Raw genomic sequence first — 14,800 nt, forward strand, 5'->3', positions numbered from 1 at the left:
CCATGTCGAACTGGACCTGGGAATACGACGGTTACGACTCCGCCGAAGAGTGTCTTCGAGAGTCGCTGTGCACCCTCGGCAATGGTTACTTCGCCACTCGCGGCGCCGCTCCGGAATGCACAGCGGATACGACGCACTATCCAGGCACTTACGCCGCCGGCTGTTACAACCGGCTGATGTCGGACGTGGCAGGACGGCAGATCGAGAACGAGGACATGGTCAACCTGCCCAATTGGCTGTCCTTCCGCTTCCGAATCCGCGACGACGATGACGAAGGCACAGGAGAGTGGTTCACGCCGGACAGCGTCGCGCTGGTGGAGCACCACCAGGCTCTCGACCTGCGCTCGGGCACGCTGGAGCGCACGGCGACCTACGCGGACCGGCGGGGGCGTCGACTGTCCGTACGCCAGCTGCGCCTGGTCCATATGACAGACCCCCACCTGGCCGCCCTGCGTACGGAATTCACCGCTGAGGGATGGTCCGGCGGGCTCGACGTCGAGTCCGCAATCGACGCGGCGGTCACCAACTCCGGCGTCGCCCGCTACCGGCAGCTGAACGGTCAGCACCTCACCGACATCCGCCCGGGCGGCTCCGGCTTCGACTCTGTGTGGCTGTCCTGCCGCACCAGCACGTCGGACATCCATGTCGCCATGGCGGCCCGCACCACCGCCGACGTGGTGCTGGGTCCTGCCCGCACCGACCACACGCCGGCGCGTGCCTCTCAAATCCTTCGGCTGACGATCGCTCCGGGGCACACGGTAGTGGTCGACAAGACGGTGGCCCTGCACACCTCGCGTGATCCGGCGATCGGTGACGCGCTGAGGGCTGCGATCGACCGGGTGAAGGCGGCTCCGCGATTCGAGGAGCTGCTGCTGTCCCATCAAAGTGCCTGGCAGCAGCTGTGGCTCAGAGCCGGCACCGAGGTCCCTGGAGAGGCGGGGCACATCTTGCGGCTGCATCAGTTCCACGTTCTGCAGACCTTGTCGCCGCACACCGCAGACCTCGACGTCGGTGTCCCGGCGCGGGGCCTGCATGGCGAGGCATACCGCGGCCATGTGTTCTGGGACGAGCTCTTCGTCCTCCCCTATCTCAACCTCCACTTCCCAGCGGTGTCCCGGGGTCTGCTCACCTATCGCCACCGACGTCTCGACCAAGCCCGCCGCGCGGCGCGTGAGGCGGGACGGGCCGGCGCCATGTATCCCTGACAGAGCGGCAGCGACGGCCGCGAGGAGACCCAGGAAGTGCATCTCAACCCGCGCTCCGGACGCTGGCTGCCCGATCATTCCCGGCTGCAGCACCACGTCGGATCCGCCGTCGCGTACAACGTGTGGCAGTACTGTCAGGCGAGCGGTGACTCCGAGTTCCTGCGCACCAAAGGCGCTGAGATGCTGCTGCAGATCTCGCGTTTCTGGTCGGACGCGGCCACCTACGACGATGCCCTGGGCCGCTATCGGATCCGCGGTGTGGTGGGACCCGACGAGTACCACGACGCCTATCCCGGCACTGCGGCGGCGGGTCTGGACGACAATACGTACACCAATGTCACCGCTGCCTGGGTGCTCGCTCACACCCTTGACGTCCTGGAGGCACTTCCTCAACCGTGCCGACGCGAGCTGTTCGAGCGCACCGGCCTGGAGGACAGGGAACTCGCCCGGTGGGACGATGTCTCCCGCCGCCTCCATGTGCCCTTCCACGCGGGTGTCGTCAGTCAATTCGAGGGTTACGGAGACCTCGCTGAACTCGACTGGGACGCCTATCGGGCCCGCTACGGGGACATTCGCCGTCTCGACCGGATCCTGGAGGCCGAAGGCGACACGGCCAACCGCTACCAGGCATCAAAACAGGCCGACGTCCTGATGCTCGGGTACCTCTTCTCGCCGGGCGAGATGCGCACCCTCTTCCAGCGCCTGGGGTACGACATGGACGACACCCTCTGGCAGCGGACCGTCGACTACTACCTGCGCCGCACCAGCCACGGCTCGACACTGAGCGGGCTCGTCCACGGGTGGGTTCTGGCCCGAGTCCGCCCGACTCAGGCATGGGCGTACTGCAAGGAAGCCCTGGAAGGAGACATCGCCGACCTCCAGGGCGGAACCACCGGCGAAGGGATCCATCTCGGAGCGATGGCCGGCACCCTCGACCTGGTACAACGCGGCCTGTCCGGACTGCAGACACGTAACGACGGGCTGTATCTCGACCCGGTACCGCTGCCGGAGCTCTCCGCCTACGGTTTCTCCTTGCGCTACAGGGGGCATTGGGGCGTTCAGTTCCGGATGAGTCCCGGACAGCTTGAGATCACGGTCCCAGTCTCGGACCAGTCTCCGATCGCCATCGAACTCGCAGGTCGGACTGTCTCGGTGAAGCCCGGAGAAACATGCCGGCTCGTACTTCCGGAGCGCTGACCAGGGACGGCGTCTACGACGGTACGACGGCGAGGGAGCATCTGATGTCGTTCACGACGGCATCCACTACCGGGCCGAGTACCGGCCGGCGCCGTCCCACCACGAGCAGCTCCGTCCGGGGCGCTGCCCTGACCAGGGCAGCGGCCGCTGTGAAACGCAGAACGTCCTCCGGAAGCGCTACCTGCGGGTACCTTTCACGCCACGGGCGCAGGGCGTCGGGCAGCCGTACCTGCTCGTCCTCCCAGATCGCCCGGTCCGCCTCCGGCACCTCGTAGGGCATCCGGCCTTCCATCGGGCGTGGCAGCTGCCACGCATTCACCGCATGCAGGCGGACCGACTGGCGTTGTGCCGCTTCGAGCGCGAAGCGGATGGCATTGTCCGCCGGGCAGAGAGCGTCGATTCCCAGGGTGACCGTCTCAGGACGTACACCGGCGTCTGCTTCTTGCTGCCGACTGCCGGGAACCAGAACACCGGGCACGACGCCTGTTCGGCAGTCCCTCTGGCCACCGAGCCGAGCGACGAGTCCGTGAACCCGCCGACGCCGCGCACCCCGACCACCAGAGGTTCGGCCTGTTCGCACTCCTTGGTCAGCACGGGAACGGGGCTGCCGCTCAGCCGTACGGCCTCGGCGGGCATACGTGGATACCGGCGCATCACCCTGGCGACAGGACGCCGTAGGAGCGTCACGATAGGGCCACAGCGCCGCCCACCCGGACGGCGAAGCCCAGACCACCGCCGCGCCCAGCCGCGGCGGCATCCTGGTCGGCCTGGACCTCGCCCATCCCTTTGAGGAAGTGATCGCGTTCGCAGGGGCACAGCCGGCGACGCGCTGAGCGTCGGCCGCCAGTACTGCGGACGCATCGTCGTGGGTTCGTAGGCCCCACCCAAGACCAGCCGTGGACGATCTCCAGCGGCACCCGGCGCTGTTGCGCCTCAACAGCCGCCTGGATGAGGGCCCTTGCCGCCGGACCGGAGCCGTCCGTGCCGACGACGACATCGTCCTTGAGTTAATCCTGCTGGCGGCTGACAGGTGTCTTTCCTGCGATTCGAGGAGGTTCTGGAGGGCCCGTTCCAGCCTCAGGACTGGTGCAGGCTCTGCCTGCCCGCGTCCCGCGTCTCAGGTACGGCTGGACGACGGCAGCCACGGCTCAGCCGACTATGTCGAGGATCTCCTGGACCGGTCGCCGCGGAGTCGCGGAGCCGAGGGGGCCGAATCCCAGGCGGAGCACCATCTGTACGTGACCCATTGCCGACTGCGGGTCCCTCACCGCCCAACGAAGTTGTGGCCACTCAAGGGCGTGGGAGGTCAGGGATGTGGCCAGTCCCTGGAGCGCGGCCTCGAGCAGTACACGTTCCATCGCCTGCCCCGCGTCCAGCCAGTCCCGCTCGCCGTCTCTGGGCGTCCCGAGCAGCGCAAGCTGCGGTGACTGCTCGAAGACGGCCGCGCGACGACCGGGCGCGGGGCGTCCGGCCGCGAAGTCTCGGACCGGGGCGCGGCCGTCCCACCGCCGCGGCCCCAATGCGTAGTCGGAGATCCCTCCGTCCTCAAGGCGCCATCCCCGGCGCCGCCACGAGTCCAGCGGGCCGTCTCCCGTCGTACGTGAAGGGCCGCCCGCTCTCGATCCTCGGCATCGTCCACCAGGTCCAGAACTGACTGCACATGCCACGGGTCAGGGAAGGCCAGCTGTGCACCCTCGGCGGCAGCCGCTCTGCGCAGCTTGTCGCGGACGTCCTCGGGGACGGCTTCGTCCGTGAACGGCACACGGCTGGTGTGCCGACGGCGGATCGCGGGATACAGCCGCGCAAGACTCTCCTCGGCCCGCTCCGGCTCGACGAGTCGCACATCGGCGAGGAGCTCAGGATCGGCGGGATCGGGCAGCAAGACCGGCCGATGCCTCCCCGCCTGCGAGGGGCCCATCCGGCCCTGGTGCGGTCACGGGCAGACGGGCAAAGATGGGATATCAGGGCGGAGGCACTTGTGACAGCGTGGAGGATGGCCATGACCGAGGACCGAGGCGCTTCCTCGCAGAAGCCGATTCGAGTATTCCTGCTCGACGATCACGAGGTCGTTCGGCGCGGGCTGAACGACCTGCTCGATGCGGAGTCCGATATCGATGTCGTCGGTGAGGCGGGTACGGCGGATCAAGCCCTCGCCAGAGGCCCGGCACTGCGCCCGGATGTCGCCGTACTGGATGTGCGCCTGCCGGACGGCGACGGGATCACGGTCTGCCGGGAACTGAGGTCGAGAATGCCGGATCTGGCATGTCTGATGCTGACCTCGTTCGACGACGACGACGCACTCCTCGACGCGATCATGGCCGGGGCTGCGGGCTATGTGCTGAAGGAGATCAAGGGGACTGCGCTTGTTGCCGCCATCCGCACGGTCGCCTCCGGCCAGTCGATGCTCGACCCGGCAACCACAACCCGCCTGATGAGCAGTCTCCGCTGCGACGCCCGCACGGAGGACGCCAACCAAGGTGCCCTGTCAGCGCTCTCCGCTCGCGAGCGAGAGATTCTCGATCTGATCGGAGAGGGACTGACCAACTCCCAGATCGGAAAGCGGCTCTACCTGTCGGAGAAGACGGTCAAGAACAACATCTCGCGCCTCCTCGCCAAGCTCGGCGTCGAACGGCGTGTTCAGGCCGCGGTCCTGGCCACGCAGGACGTTTCGTCGGCCCGCGCACAGCGCGACCACTGAAGTGGAGTATCCCGGTCCGCGTAGCGGGAGGATCTTTTCAGCCGGGGACTCCCGGCCCTCGCCACACCGAACGCGTGCCACCCTGCGGGGAGGTGTCGAGCGTCATCGCGCCGCCCACTCTTCGGCTGCCTCTGCGAGATTCTTCGGGCCGCTGCGGCGCCCCTGTCTGGGACCCCTTCGCCATTGTCGGCGGCCGAGAGAGTGAGCGTGCCGGCCCGCACCACGTGGGAGATGTCGGCCGCGTCGGCGTGCGCGTGCCGCGCGATGTTGCTACGCGCCTCACCCCGCAGCGCCATAACATGATCACCGACCGCGGACGGCACATCGGTGTCGATCAGAGTGGGTGACGTGGTCGGTTGCGAGGATGCGGCGCCCTGTCCACTGCGTGTGGCCTGCCGGTCGCTGAAGGCGCTGCGCAAGGCCCAAGGGGCCTTCTACGCCACGCTCGACCGGGTCACTCTCGATGACTTGGTGGCCTCGCCGACCGGACCCGTTCTGCTGGGACTTCAACCGCTTCCCTCCTGAACGGGCGCCGATCTGCTTCGTTCAGCGGCGCGCCCGAATCCATGCTCATCACCTCCATCGCCCCTACCCAAAAAGGCGCATTCCGTATACTAGTTTGGTGTCCGGTGATGCTGTCGAGAAGTCGGCCAAGACCATCCGCGCCACCCTCCCCGCCGTCAACGGCGCGATGGGCGAGATCGCTGCGCTGTTCCGCACCCATCGGCTACCTGACCCGCCCGTACATCGTCTACCGCAGCCGCGACGAGCAACTCGGCTCCCGAGCAACCCGCCGCGGATGGGAGCGCACCAGATGACCCCGACACCGCCCGACCCGCACCACACCAACCCCCACCCAGCCGACGAGGTCGTACCGCTGCACGTCACCGGGGAGACGCTGCTGGCCGAGGCCCGCACCGCGAGCGCCGGACGTGCCGCGCACACCGTCGTCGCCATCCCCGGACTACGGAGCACGCTGATCGCGCTGGCTGCCGGGCGTGAACTCGCCGAACACCAGGCCCCCGGCGCCGCCATCCTCACTTGTCTGGCCGGACGCGTCCGGCTGACTACCGGCGAACGGGACTGGGCGGCCATGGGCGAAGGGGACATCGTGGCCATCCCCGATCAGAGGCACCGGCTCATGGCCGACACCGACGCCCTCGTCCTCCTCACAGTCCGCCTCGACTGATCGCATGACCCGGAGCGCAGCCGGACCGGGCCACTGCGGCATTCACCAGTAGCGCGGCAGCGCAGCCTGGTGTAGGTGCAGGGCTGTCGGCGTACGCGGAAAGCACTCAGCCGCGTACGCCGAATGGGCTCCGGCGCTGGTCTTGTGACGCAGGGGCACACCGATGGCTGGTCGGGCGGGATCGTAGACGTCAGCCGTTGACGGCCGGGAGAGGGACGCGCCAGTCCACGACGGTGCCGGTGGGCTGGTTGGCAGCGAGGGTGAAGGTGCCGCCAAGTTCCGTGGCACGGGAGTAGAGGTTGGCCAGGCCGCTGCCGTGAGCTCGGGCGGAGCCTGTACCGCAGCCGTTGTCGGCCACCCGTAACCGCAGGTGCGCCGTGGTGACCTCTGCGGTGACCTCCACCGAGGTGGCGTGGGCGTGCCGAGCGGCATTCGCCAGAGCTTCGCGGAGTACAGCGAGCAGGTGATCGGCCATGGTGTGGGAGACGAGGGTGTCCAGCAAGCCGGTCGTGCGCAGAGCCGGGGCGAAGCCCAACCCCTCGGCGGCCAGGCCTGACTCGGCCACCAGGCGGGAGCGCAGGCCGGTGTCCTCGGGGCGGCCCTGCTGCTGCAGGGCGTAGATGGTGGAGCGGATCACCTTGATCGTGTCGTCGAGATCGTCAACGACACGTGCAATGCGTTCGGAGACCCGCGGGCGGTCGGCTACCTGGCCAAGGGTGGACTGCAGGGACAGACCGCTGGCGAACAGACGCTGGATGGCCAGGTCGTGCAGGTCGCGGGCGATGCGGTCGCGGTCGGTCAGAACGAGCAGCCGTTCGGCGTCACGGCGGTGCCCGGCAATCTCCAGGGCAAGCGCGGCATGGTTGGCGAATCCTGCGATCATGGCAACGGTCGCCTCGGCGAAGGCGGGACATCCCTGGAGGCCAGCGACCTGCAGGACGCCGCGCACATGCTCTGGCGTGCCCAGGGGGACCAGAAAGGCCGGTCCCAGGGGCGTGCGAGCGGTGTCCTGTTCGGCACGCGGATCGGAGTTCCAGTCCTCGGTGGTGATCGTCTCGCCGGAGGTGTACACCTTCCTCGCCAAGCCGGCGTCCGACAGCACCAGTCCGCGGGCGTGGTCGGCGTCCTGGCCGGCGGCGGCCTCGATGAGAAGGTTGCCGTTGCGCGACGCGGGCACGGCGAGGGTGACCGAGTCGGCGCCGGCCATTTCAAGAACGGTGGCGGTGAAGGAATCCAGGACCTCGCCCGGGTCGGTGCCGGACAGCAGAGCACGAGTCAGTTCGCTGCTGGCCAGCAGCCAGCGTTCACGGCGCTGGACGGCGTCGTACAGGCGGGCATTGTCGACAGCCACCCCGGCCGCCGCCGCCAGCGTGGTCAGCACGGCCTCGTCATCGGCGTCGAACTCCGCCCCGCCCCGCTTCTCTGTCAGGTAGAGATTCCCGAACACCTTCTCGCGCACCCGCACGGGGGCGCCGAGAAAGGTCCGCATGGGCGGATGGCCCGCCGGGAAGCCGGAGGCCTCGGGGTGCTGGCCCAGATCCACCAGCCTCAGCGAGTGCGGCTCACGGATCAGGAGTCCCAGAATGCCTCCGCCCTGCGGCGAGGGACCGATCTGCGCGATGGTCTCCTCGTCCATCCCGACCGTGATGAACTGACGGAGCCCGCTCTCCTCGCCGATCACACCCAGCGCCCCGTACCGGGCATCGACCAGTGTGACCGCGGACTGCACGAGCTGCCGCAGCACCACAGCCAGGTCCAGCTCGCTACCAACGGCCAGAACCGCCTCCAGTAGCGCAGGCACCCGGTCCCGCGGCGAGTTCACCTGCGCGACCTGCGACTGCAGGTCCTCCAACAGCTCGTCCAACCGCAGCTGTGACGCCCCGGCCCCGGTAGTGCCCTCTTCGTCCGAGTCCTCATCAAACCTTGCTCCCCAGACCGCCAACACAATTCCCTTGCCCCCTCCAGCCTGCCCTGCCTACACGCAACCACGCGCGCACATCGAGGCTGGAGACGCTCGTGCCAGGCCATCGCGCCGGCGCCCTGTACGCGTGTGCTGGATCGCCGCGAAGAACCCGGGACTCGACACGCCGGCACCCACGATGACCGGCCTGGACGGCGAGGGCCAAGGGCGGTCCGCCGGCGGGATCAATGTTCGGAAGGCGGGCGCCGACCCGTGACCTCTTGCCGTCGCACTCCTACCGCGCCTGGCGCCGGCCTGGTTCTGCCGCCGCGCCTCGCGGTGCACCCTTGGGGCGCACCCGGCGCTGCAATCGCATCGCCACATATCCGAGAGCGGACAGCGCACACGCGATCAGCAGTTCGGTGAACCCCAGTGGCTCCGTACCGAGCAGGGCTCGCAGCGGCGGAAGGTACACGCCTGCGATCTGCAGGCCCATAGCTCCTGCCACGGCGAACAGAAGGAACGGATTGGCCAGGGTGCCGGGACGTACCCGGGAGCCGAGGGCCACGCCGAGCTGGGTCGCGCCCAGCACCAGGAAGAGCATGGACTGCCATGGTCGGCCGGTCTCGTGGGCCCAGATCGCGGCTACGAGTGCGGTTGTGGCGACGACCACTCCCATGGCCAGGATCCGGGGCCACAGGCCGGCCCCCAGCACGCTCTGTTCCGGCGGTCGCGGAGGGCTGCGCATCACGTCGGGATCGACGGGCTCGGCACCGAGTGCGACACCGGGCAGGCCGTGGGTGAGGAGGTTGATCCACAGGATCTGCGCGGGCAGGAGTGGCAGTGGCATACCCAGGAAGGGACCGATGAGCATGACCAAGATCTCCGCAGTGCCGCCGGCCAGCGCGTACAGCAGGAACCGGCGCACATTGGCATAGACACGGCGCCCCTCTTCGACAGCTGATACGACGGAGGCCAAGTCGTCGTCGGCGAGCACCAAGTCAGCTGCCTGCCGCGCGACTTCGGTGCCGCGGCGGCCCATGGCGACGCCAATATCGGCCCGGCTCAGGGCAGGTCCGTCATTGACGCCGTCCCCCGTCATCGCCACGACGTGCCCGGCCTCGCGCCAGGCCTGAATGATGTCGAGCTTCTGCTCGGGGCTGGTACGCGCGAAGATCCGCGCACTCGTCAGTTCGCCCGCAGTGCCCTGCCGGATCTGGTCACCGGTGATGACGTCATCGTGGGCGTCGGCGATTCCGAGACGCTCGGCGACCGCAAGCGCCGTCAGCGGGTGGTCGCCGGTGATGAGTAGAGGGATGATACCGGCGTCACGGCAGGCGGCGACGGCCGCCGCCGCTTGGCTCCGGGGCGGGTCCACGATAGCGACGAGGCCAAGCAGCGACAGACCTGTCTCCCAGCTCTCCCGGTTCTCGGGCAACGCATCACGTTCGGCCGTCGCGACGGCCAGCATCCGGTATCCGCGGCCGGCCAGTGCTTCCGCGCGGGCCGCAGCACGCTCCAGGATTTCCGGGTCGTCGTCCAACAGGGAAGCAACGAGCAGGGTTTCCGGTGCTCCCTTGCACACCAGACGGATCCCCCCGTCAGACCTCCTGTGTACGGTCGTCATGCGCTTGCGGTCACTGTCGAAGGGGATCTCGTCCACCCGGGGCAGCCGATGGTCGAGGACGGACCGGTTCAATCCGAGCTTGGCGCCCGCCGCGAGCAGAGCAGCCTCGGTGGGATCACCCAGCGCGAGCCAGGCATCGTCCTCGTCGGTCGACTGCCGCACGCTCGCGTCGTTGCACAACATTGCGGCGCTGAGCAGTTTGGTCAGATCAGGCGCACTGTCTGTGACCATGGCCGTGCCATCGCGCACGATGCGCCCGTCCGGCGCGTACCCGGTACCTGTGACCACCGCCTCACCCTGAGGTGTCCACAGCTGCTCGACGACCATCCGGCCCTCGGTCAGAGTCCCGGTCTTGTCCGTGGCTATGACGGTCACCGAACCCAACGTCTCCACCGCGGGCAGCCGCCGGACGATGGCGTGCCGCTCAGCCATCCGCCGGGCCCCAAGGGCCAGGGCCAGCGTCACGACGGCGGGCAGCGACTCGGGTACAGCGGCGACAGCGAGGCTGATCGCGGCCACCACCATGAGTTCCAGCGGCTGCCCCCGCACGAGTCCAAGAGCGAGCACCAGGGCACACAAGGCGACGGTGACCGCCGCCAGCATCCGGCCGAAGGACGCAAGACGGTGCTGCAGCGGGGTCAGGCCGGGAGCGGTGCCGAGCAACGACGCGATGCGGCCCGTCGCGCTGTGTGCCCCGGTGGCAGTGATCAGCACACGACCGCGGCCCCGCACGACAACCGTGCCTGATGCCACCGTGCCATGCGCCTCGTCGCCGCCGGTGGTCTTCTCCACCGGCACCGACTCGCCCGTCAGCGAGGACTCATCCACGAGCAGTGCCGCCGCGTCCACCACGTTGCCGTCTGCGGGGACGATGTCACCCTCCCCCAACAGCACCAAGTCACCCGGCACCACCTCTGACGACGCGAGGTGTTCCTCTTCACCGTCACGCACCACCCGTGCCGCGGGCGCGCTCAGCGCCGTCAGGGCGGCAACCGCCTGCTCCGCCCGCATCTCCTGTGCCACGCCCACGGCAGTGTTCGCGATGATCACGACCAGAATGACGACGGCGTCGGGCAGGTCCCCCGTGATGATCGTCAGCGCGGCGGCCACCAAGAGCACCAGGATCAGCGGATCCCGCAACTGTTGAAGCACGCGCCGCCACATGGGGGTGCGTGGCTGGGCCGCGACTGCGTTGGGGCCATGCTCGACGAGCCGTCGGGCGGCCTCTCCCCGCGCCAGTCCCGCCGCCGCAGTCACGATCTGGTCCGTACTCACCAACAGCCTCCAAGAGCCCCAGCATGGTCGCTCCCTCGCGACGCTACGCAGAGCGTTGGAGGCGTGACAGGGCCGACCGGGCCACTCCCTGCCGGAATGCGGCGCTTCGTGTACGTCCCGCAGCTCAACAGGGCCGCGATTGTCGGCGGATGCCGGGGGATCGGCCGGAATCGGCAGTCACGACGGCGGCGGTCAGCTACTGCCTCCAGGTCCATTCGGCGACCTCGGGCAGGTCGACGCCGTGTTCGCGGATCCAGTTGTGGTGGCGGTAGCGGGCGTCGGCCATGTGCTGGCGCACCGTCGCGGCGCGTACGGCGAGGCCCGGTACCCGGTCGATGACGTCCATGACCAGGCGGTAGCGGTCGAGGTCGTTGCGGACGACCATGTCGAAGGGGGTCGTGGTGGTGCCCTCCTCCTTGTAGCCACGCACGTGCAGGTGCGGGTGGTTGCTGCGGCGGTAGGCCAGGCGGTGGATCAGCCAGGGATAGCCGTGGTACGCGAAGATGACGGGCTTGTCGGGGGTGAACAGAGCGTCGTACTCGCTGTCGGTCATCCCGTGGGGGTGTTCCTCCTGCGGGAGCAGGCGTGCGATGTCGACGACGTTGACCACCCGTACGGTGAGTTCGGGCAGGTGGTGGCGGAGCAGCGACGCCGCGGCCAGTACTTCCAAGGTGGGAACGTCGCCCGCACAGCCGAGGACCACGTCCGGCTCGCGGCGGTCGGACTCGGTTCCGGCCCACTCCCAGATGCCGGCGCCGCGGGCACAGTGCGCGCGGGCTGCGTCCAGGTCGAGCCAGTCGAAGCAGGGCTGTTTGCCGGCGACGACGACGTTGACGTAGTCGCGGCTGCGCAGCACGTGGTCCGCGACGGCCAGCAGAGTGTTTGCGTCCGGAGGGTAGTAGACGCGGACGACTTCGGGGCTCTTGTTCAGGACGTGGTCGACGAAGCCCGGGTCCTGGTGGGAGAAGCCGTTGTTGTCCTGGCGCCAGACATGCGAAGTGAGCAGGTAGTTCAGGGAGGCGATGGGGCGGCGCCAGGGCAGTCGGCGGGAGACGCGCAGCCACTTGATGTGCTGGTTCGCCATGGAGTCCACGATGTGCACGAACGCCTCGTAGCAGGAGAACAGTCCGTGCCTGCCGGTGAGGAGATAGCCCTCCAGCCAGCCTTGACAGGTGTGCTCGGACAGGATCTCCATCACCCTGCCGCCGCGTTCCAAGTGCTCATCGGTGTCGAGGACTTCGGCTTCCCACGCCTTGCCGCTGGCGCCGTAGACGGCCTGCAGGCGATTGGAGGCCGTCTCGTCCGGACCGACCAGACGGAAGTCGCGGCGTTCGCTCGTATCGGCCATCACCTGTTCCAGCAGATCACCGAGGACGCTTGTGGGTTCGTGCGGTCCGGCGCCGGGCTTGTCGACCGGGACGGCGAACCTCTCCAGTGGCGGGATCGGCAAATCGTGCAGCAACAGCCCGCCGTTGGCGTGCGCGTTCGCGCCCAGACGGCGATCGCCGCCGGGGATACACGCCAGGACGTCCTCCCGGGGACGCCCCCGTTCGTCGAAGAGCTCCTCGGGTCGGTAGGACCGCAACCACCGCTCCAACTGGCGCAGGTGTTCAGGGTTTTCACGGACTGCGGGCAGCGGCACCTGGTGAGAGCGCCAAGTGCCCTCCACAGGCAGACCGTCGACCTCGGCGGGACCGGTCCAGCCCTTGGGGGTGCGCAGTACGATCACCGGCCATCGGGGCCGTACGGAAGCGCCTTCGCTACGGGCGGCATCCTGGAAGGCTGCGATACGGTCCAGGGCTTGGTCCATCGCCCGGGCCATCGCCTTGTGGACCTCTTCCGGCTGATCGCCGGTGACGTGGATGGGGTCGTGGCCGTAACCGCGCAGCAGGTCATCGAGTTCCGCCTCGGGGATACGTGCCAGCACCGTGGGGTTCGCGATCTTGTAGCCGTTCAGATGCAGGATCGGCAGCACGGCGCCGTCACGTACTGGATCAAGGAACTTGTTGGAGTGCCACGAGGCGGCCAACGGCCCCGTCTCGGCCTCCCCGTCACCGATCACACACGCCACCAGCAGACCAGGGTTGTCCAACGCGGCCCCATAGGCGTGAGAGAGGGAGTAGCCCAGCTCGCCGCCCTCGTGGATGGAGCCCGGGGTCTCGGGGGCGACATGACTGGGGATCCCGCCGGGGAAGGAGAAGTGCCGGAACAGCCGGGCCATGCCGACGCCGTCCCGGGTGATATCGGGGTAGGTCTCGGTGTAGCTCCCCTCCAACCACGAGTTGGCGACCACGGCCGGGCCGCCGTGGCCGGGGCCCCAGACGCAGATCGCGTCCAAGTCCCGCGCTTTGATGACACGGTTCAGGTGTGTGTGGACCAGATTCAGTCCCGGCGATGTGCCCCAGTGACCCAGCAACCGCGGCTTGACGTGTTCCGGAGAGAGGGGTTCTGCCAGCAGGGGGTTGGCCATCAGGTAGATCTGACCAACGGCCAGAAAGTTCGCCGCCCGCCAATGGGCATCCAGCGCCCGCAGCTCCTCCTCGCCGAGCGTCGACGGCGAGGTTTCGGATGGCGTGGCCGTACGGGGTTGGGTGGGCGTGCTGGATTGGTCCTGGCGCATGAAGAGCCCTCTCCGAAGGTCTTTGAGTCGCTCGGTCGATCCATGGTCCGGTGCTTCGCTGCCCGCAAGTGGTGACGGCCGGTTACGGCGCCCTTGGGGTGATCGGCGTGATCAGCAGCTTTCCGAGTTCGTGACCCACCGGGTCGGCGAGGAGCAGGCGAAAGCCACTTACGCTGCTCCCGCCAGTTCGTTGCCTTCCTGGCTCGGCGTCCAGTCGACGTCCACGACGCCGGGCACTGCACGGACCAGGCGGGCCGCGATCGGCAGCAGCCGGGTGTCGGTGAGGTCGCTGTCGCGGAACTCCTCCTTGGGGAGCGGGTCCGCCTCGGATACGACGCCGATGACTCGGCTTTCGGTGTCGAGGACCGGCAGGGCGCTGACCTTCCACCGGGCCAGGGTCTCGACGATCTCCTCGAACGGTGCGTCCCGAAGTATGGAGACCGCCGGGTGGGACATCACGTCGCTGACGAAGCAGGGCGGGCGGTTCATCGGTGTCTCCTCAGCGCAGATGATGCGTGTTGCCACTGCCGTAGGGTCCGTAAAGGTCAAGCAGTCGCACCCGGGTGGCTCGCAGCCGCTGTCCGATCACCTCGGCCACACGGCTGACGAGTGCCTGGCCGAGCTCCGGGTCCTCGGCGCACAGCGCCCGCACCGCCATCGCGTCGAATTCAAGCGCCCGCACCTCGGTGGCCGCCTCGGCACCCAGGTGCCAGCTGTACGGAGGAAAGAGCCACGACCAGCCCACCAGGTCTCCCGGCCCCAGCGACTCGACGACTGCTGCCTGCCGGCCGGGCACGTGCAGGTCCAAATGGACGCTGCCCGTCTGAATGATCCAGAACCGGTCGGCGCGGTGACCCTCTTCGAAGATCCGTGTGCCTGCCGGGAAAACAGTTTGGCCCGCCAGATCCAGCAGCCGATCGCGGCCTCCGGGCGGCAGAACGTTCAGAATGTCGGTGGCGCTGATCATGCTGCCTCCGTTCGCCAGACCACGCCATCCCGCGTGCGGCGCATGGTCTCGCTGTCTCACATTCAACGTAAGCTGCGGCATTTTTCGGCGGAAGGGGCCAAGCGGCCCCACGGCGCGGGCCC

Annotated in this window: 9 protein-coding genes and 4 pseudogenes; 5 read left to right on the forward strand and 8 right to left on the reverse strand. The window is 68.4% G+C overall.

Annotated elements, in window-relative coordinates; all coding sequences use genetic code 11:
* Positions 1 to 2: 2 nt before the first annotated feature.
* A pseudogene (locus QMK30_RS29415) lies at positions 3 to 2,402 on the forward strand (glycoside hydrolase family 65 protein).
* A 13-nt stretch (positions 2,403 to 2,415) separates the two neighbouring features.
* Here the strand turns inward: QMK30_RS29415 and QMK30_RS29420 are convergent.
* From QMK30_RS29420 to QMK30_RS29430, 3 genes are all read right to left on the reverse strand, one after another.
* On the reverse strand, positions 2,416 to 2,808 hold the full coding sequence (locus QMK30_RS29420; protein WP_283521399.1) for a universal stress protein: 393 nt from the start codon (positions 2,806 to 2,808) through the stop codon (positions 2,416 to 2,418).
* On the reverse strand, positions 2,718 to 2,996 hold the full coding sequence (locus QMK30_RS29425; protein ID WP_283521403.1) for a hypothetical protein: 279 nt from the start codon (positions 2,994 to 2,996) through the stop codon (positions 2,718 to 2,720). Before QMK30_RS29425 ends, QMK30_RS29420 begins: the two co-directional genes overlap by 91 nt.
* A 554-nt stretch (positions 2,997 to 3,550) precedes the next feature.
* Positions 3,551 to 3,922 carry a hypothetical protein gene (locus tag QMK30_RS29430; protein ID WP_283521366.1) on the reverse strand — a complete coding sequence of 124 codons (372 nt, stop codon included), beginning with the start codon at positions 3,920 to 3,922 and terminating at the stop codon, positions 3,551 to 3,553.
* A 479-nt stretch (positions 3,923 to 4,401) separates the two neighbouring features.
* Between QMK30_RS29430 and QMK30_RS29435 the strand changes: the two genes are divergently transcribed.
* The 4 genes and pseudogenes from QMK30_RS29435 to QMK30_RS29450 all read left to right on the forward strand — a co-directional run bounded on the left by QMK30_RS29435 (position 4,402) and on the right by QMK30_RS29450 (position 6,289).
* Positions 4,402 to 5,100, forward strand: coding sequence for a response regulator (locus QMK30_RS29435; RefSeq protein ID WP_283521400.1), 699 nt, complete (start codon positions 4,402 to 4,404; stop codon positions 5,098 to 5,100).
* A gap of 342 nt (positions 5,101 to 5,442) precedes the next feature.
* Positions 5,443 to 5,625: pseudogene (locus QMK30_RS29440) on the forward strand (transcriptional regulator); the annotation flags it as partial.
* A 188-nt stretch (positions 5,626 to 5,813) separates the two neighbouring features.
* A pseudogene (locus QMK30_RS29445) lies at positions 5,814 to 5,918 on the forward strand (respiratory nitrate reductase subunit gamma); the annotation flags it as partial.
* Positions 5,915 to 6,289 (forward strand): cupin domain-containing protein, encoded by a 375-nt coding sequence (locus QMK30_RS29450; RefSeq protein WP_283521367.1) that lies wholly within the window; start codon positions 5,915 to 5,917, stop codon positions 6,287 to 6,289. The pseudogene QMK30_RS29445 and the gene QMK30_RS29450, both read left to right, overlap by 4 nt.
* A 190-nt stretch (positions 6,290 to 6,479) precedes the next feature.
* Here QMK30_RS29450 and QMK30_RS29455 read toward each other — a convergent pair whose 3' ends face one another.
* The 5 genes and pseudogenes from QMK30_RS29455 to QMK30_RS29475 all read right to left on the reverse strand — a co-directional run bounded on the left by QMK30_RS29455 (position 6,480) and on the right by QMK30_RS29475 (position 14,678).
* Positions 6,480 to 8,159 (reverse strand): sensor histidine kinase, encoded by a 1,680-nt coding sequence (locus tag QMK30_RS29455; RefSeq protein WP_283521401.1) that lies wholly within the window; start codon positions 8,157 to 8,159, stop codon positions 6,480 to 6,482.
* 325 nt (positions 8,160 to 8,484) lie between these two features.
* Positions 8,485 to 11,091 (reverse strand): cation-translocating P-type ATPase, encoded by a 2,607-nt coding sequence (locus QMK30_RS29460; RefSeq protein WP_283521368.1) that lies wholly within the window; start codon positions 11,089 to 11,091, stop codon positions 8,485 to 8,487.
* 196 nt (positions 11,092 to 11,287) lie between these two features.
* Positions 11,288 to 13,711: a phosphoketolase family protein gene (locus QMK30_RS29465; RefSeq protein WP_283521369.1), complete on the reverse strand. Its 2,424-nt coding sequence runs from the start codon at positions 13,709 to 13,711 to the stop codon at positions 11,288 to 11,290.
* 285 nt (positions 13,712 to 13,996) lie between these two features.
* Positions 13,997 to 14,200 (reverse strand): annotated as a pseudogene (locus tag QMK30_RS29470) (CBS domain-containing protein); the annotation flags it as partial.
* Between the two features lie 10 nt (positions 14,201 to 14,210).
* Positions 14,211 to 14,678: a cyclic nucleotide-binding domain-containing protein gene (locus QMK30_RS29475; protein ID WP_283521370.1), complete on the reverse strand. Its 468-nt coding sequence runs from the start codon at positions 14,676 to 14,678 to the stop codon at positions 14,211 to 14,213.
* Positions 14,679 to 14,800 lie beyond the last annotated feature (122 nt).

It is taken from the genome of Streptomyces sp. H27-C3, from assembly GCF_030063415.1.
Taxonomy (GTDB): domain Bacteria; phylum Actinomycetota; class Actinomycetes; order Streptomycetales; family Streptomycetaceae; genus Streptomyces.

Excerpts from the sequence above, each read along its gene's own strand:
- QMK30_RS29435 (WP_283521400.1), top strand. The coding sequence starts at position 4,402 with ATGACCGAGGACCGAGGCGCTTCCTCGCAGAAGCCGATTCGAGTATTC.
- QMK30_RS29450 (WP_283521367.1), top strand. The coding sequence starts at position 5,915 with ATGACCCCGACACCGCCCGACCCGCACCACACCAACCCCCACCCAGCC.
- QMK30_RS29465 (WP_283521369.1), bottom strand. The coding sequence starts at position 13,711 with ATGCGCCAGGACCAATCCAGCACGCCCACCCAACCCCGTACGGCCACG.
- QMK30_RS29475 (WP_283521370.1), bottom strand. The coding sequence starts at position 14,678 with ATGATCAGCGCCACCGACATTCTGAACGTTCTGCCGCCCGGAGGCCGC.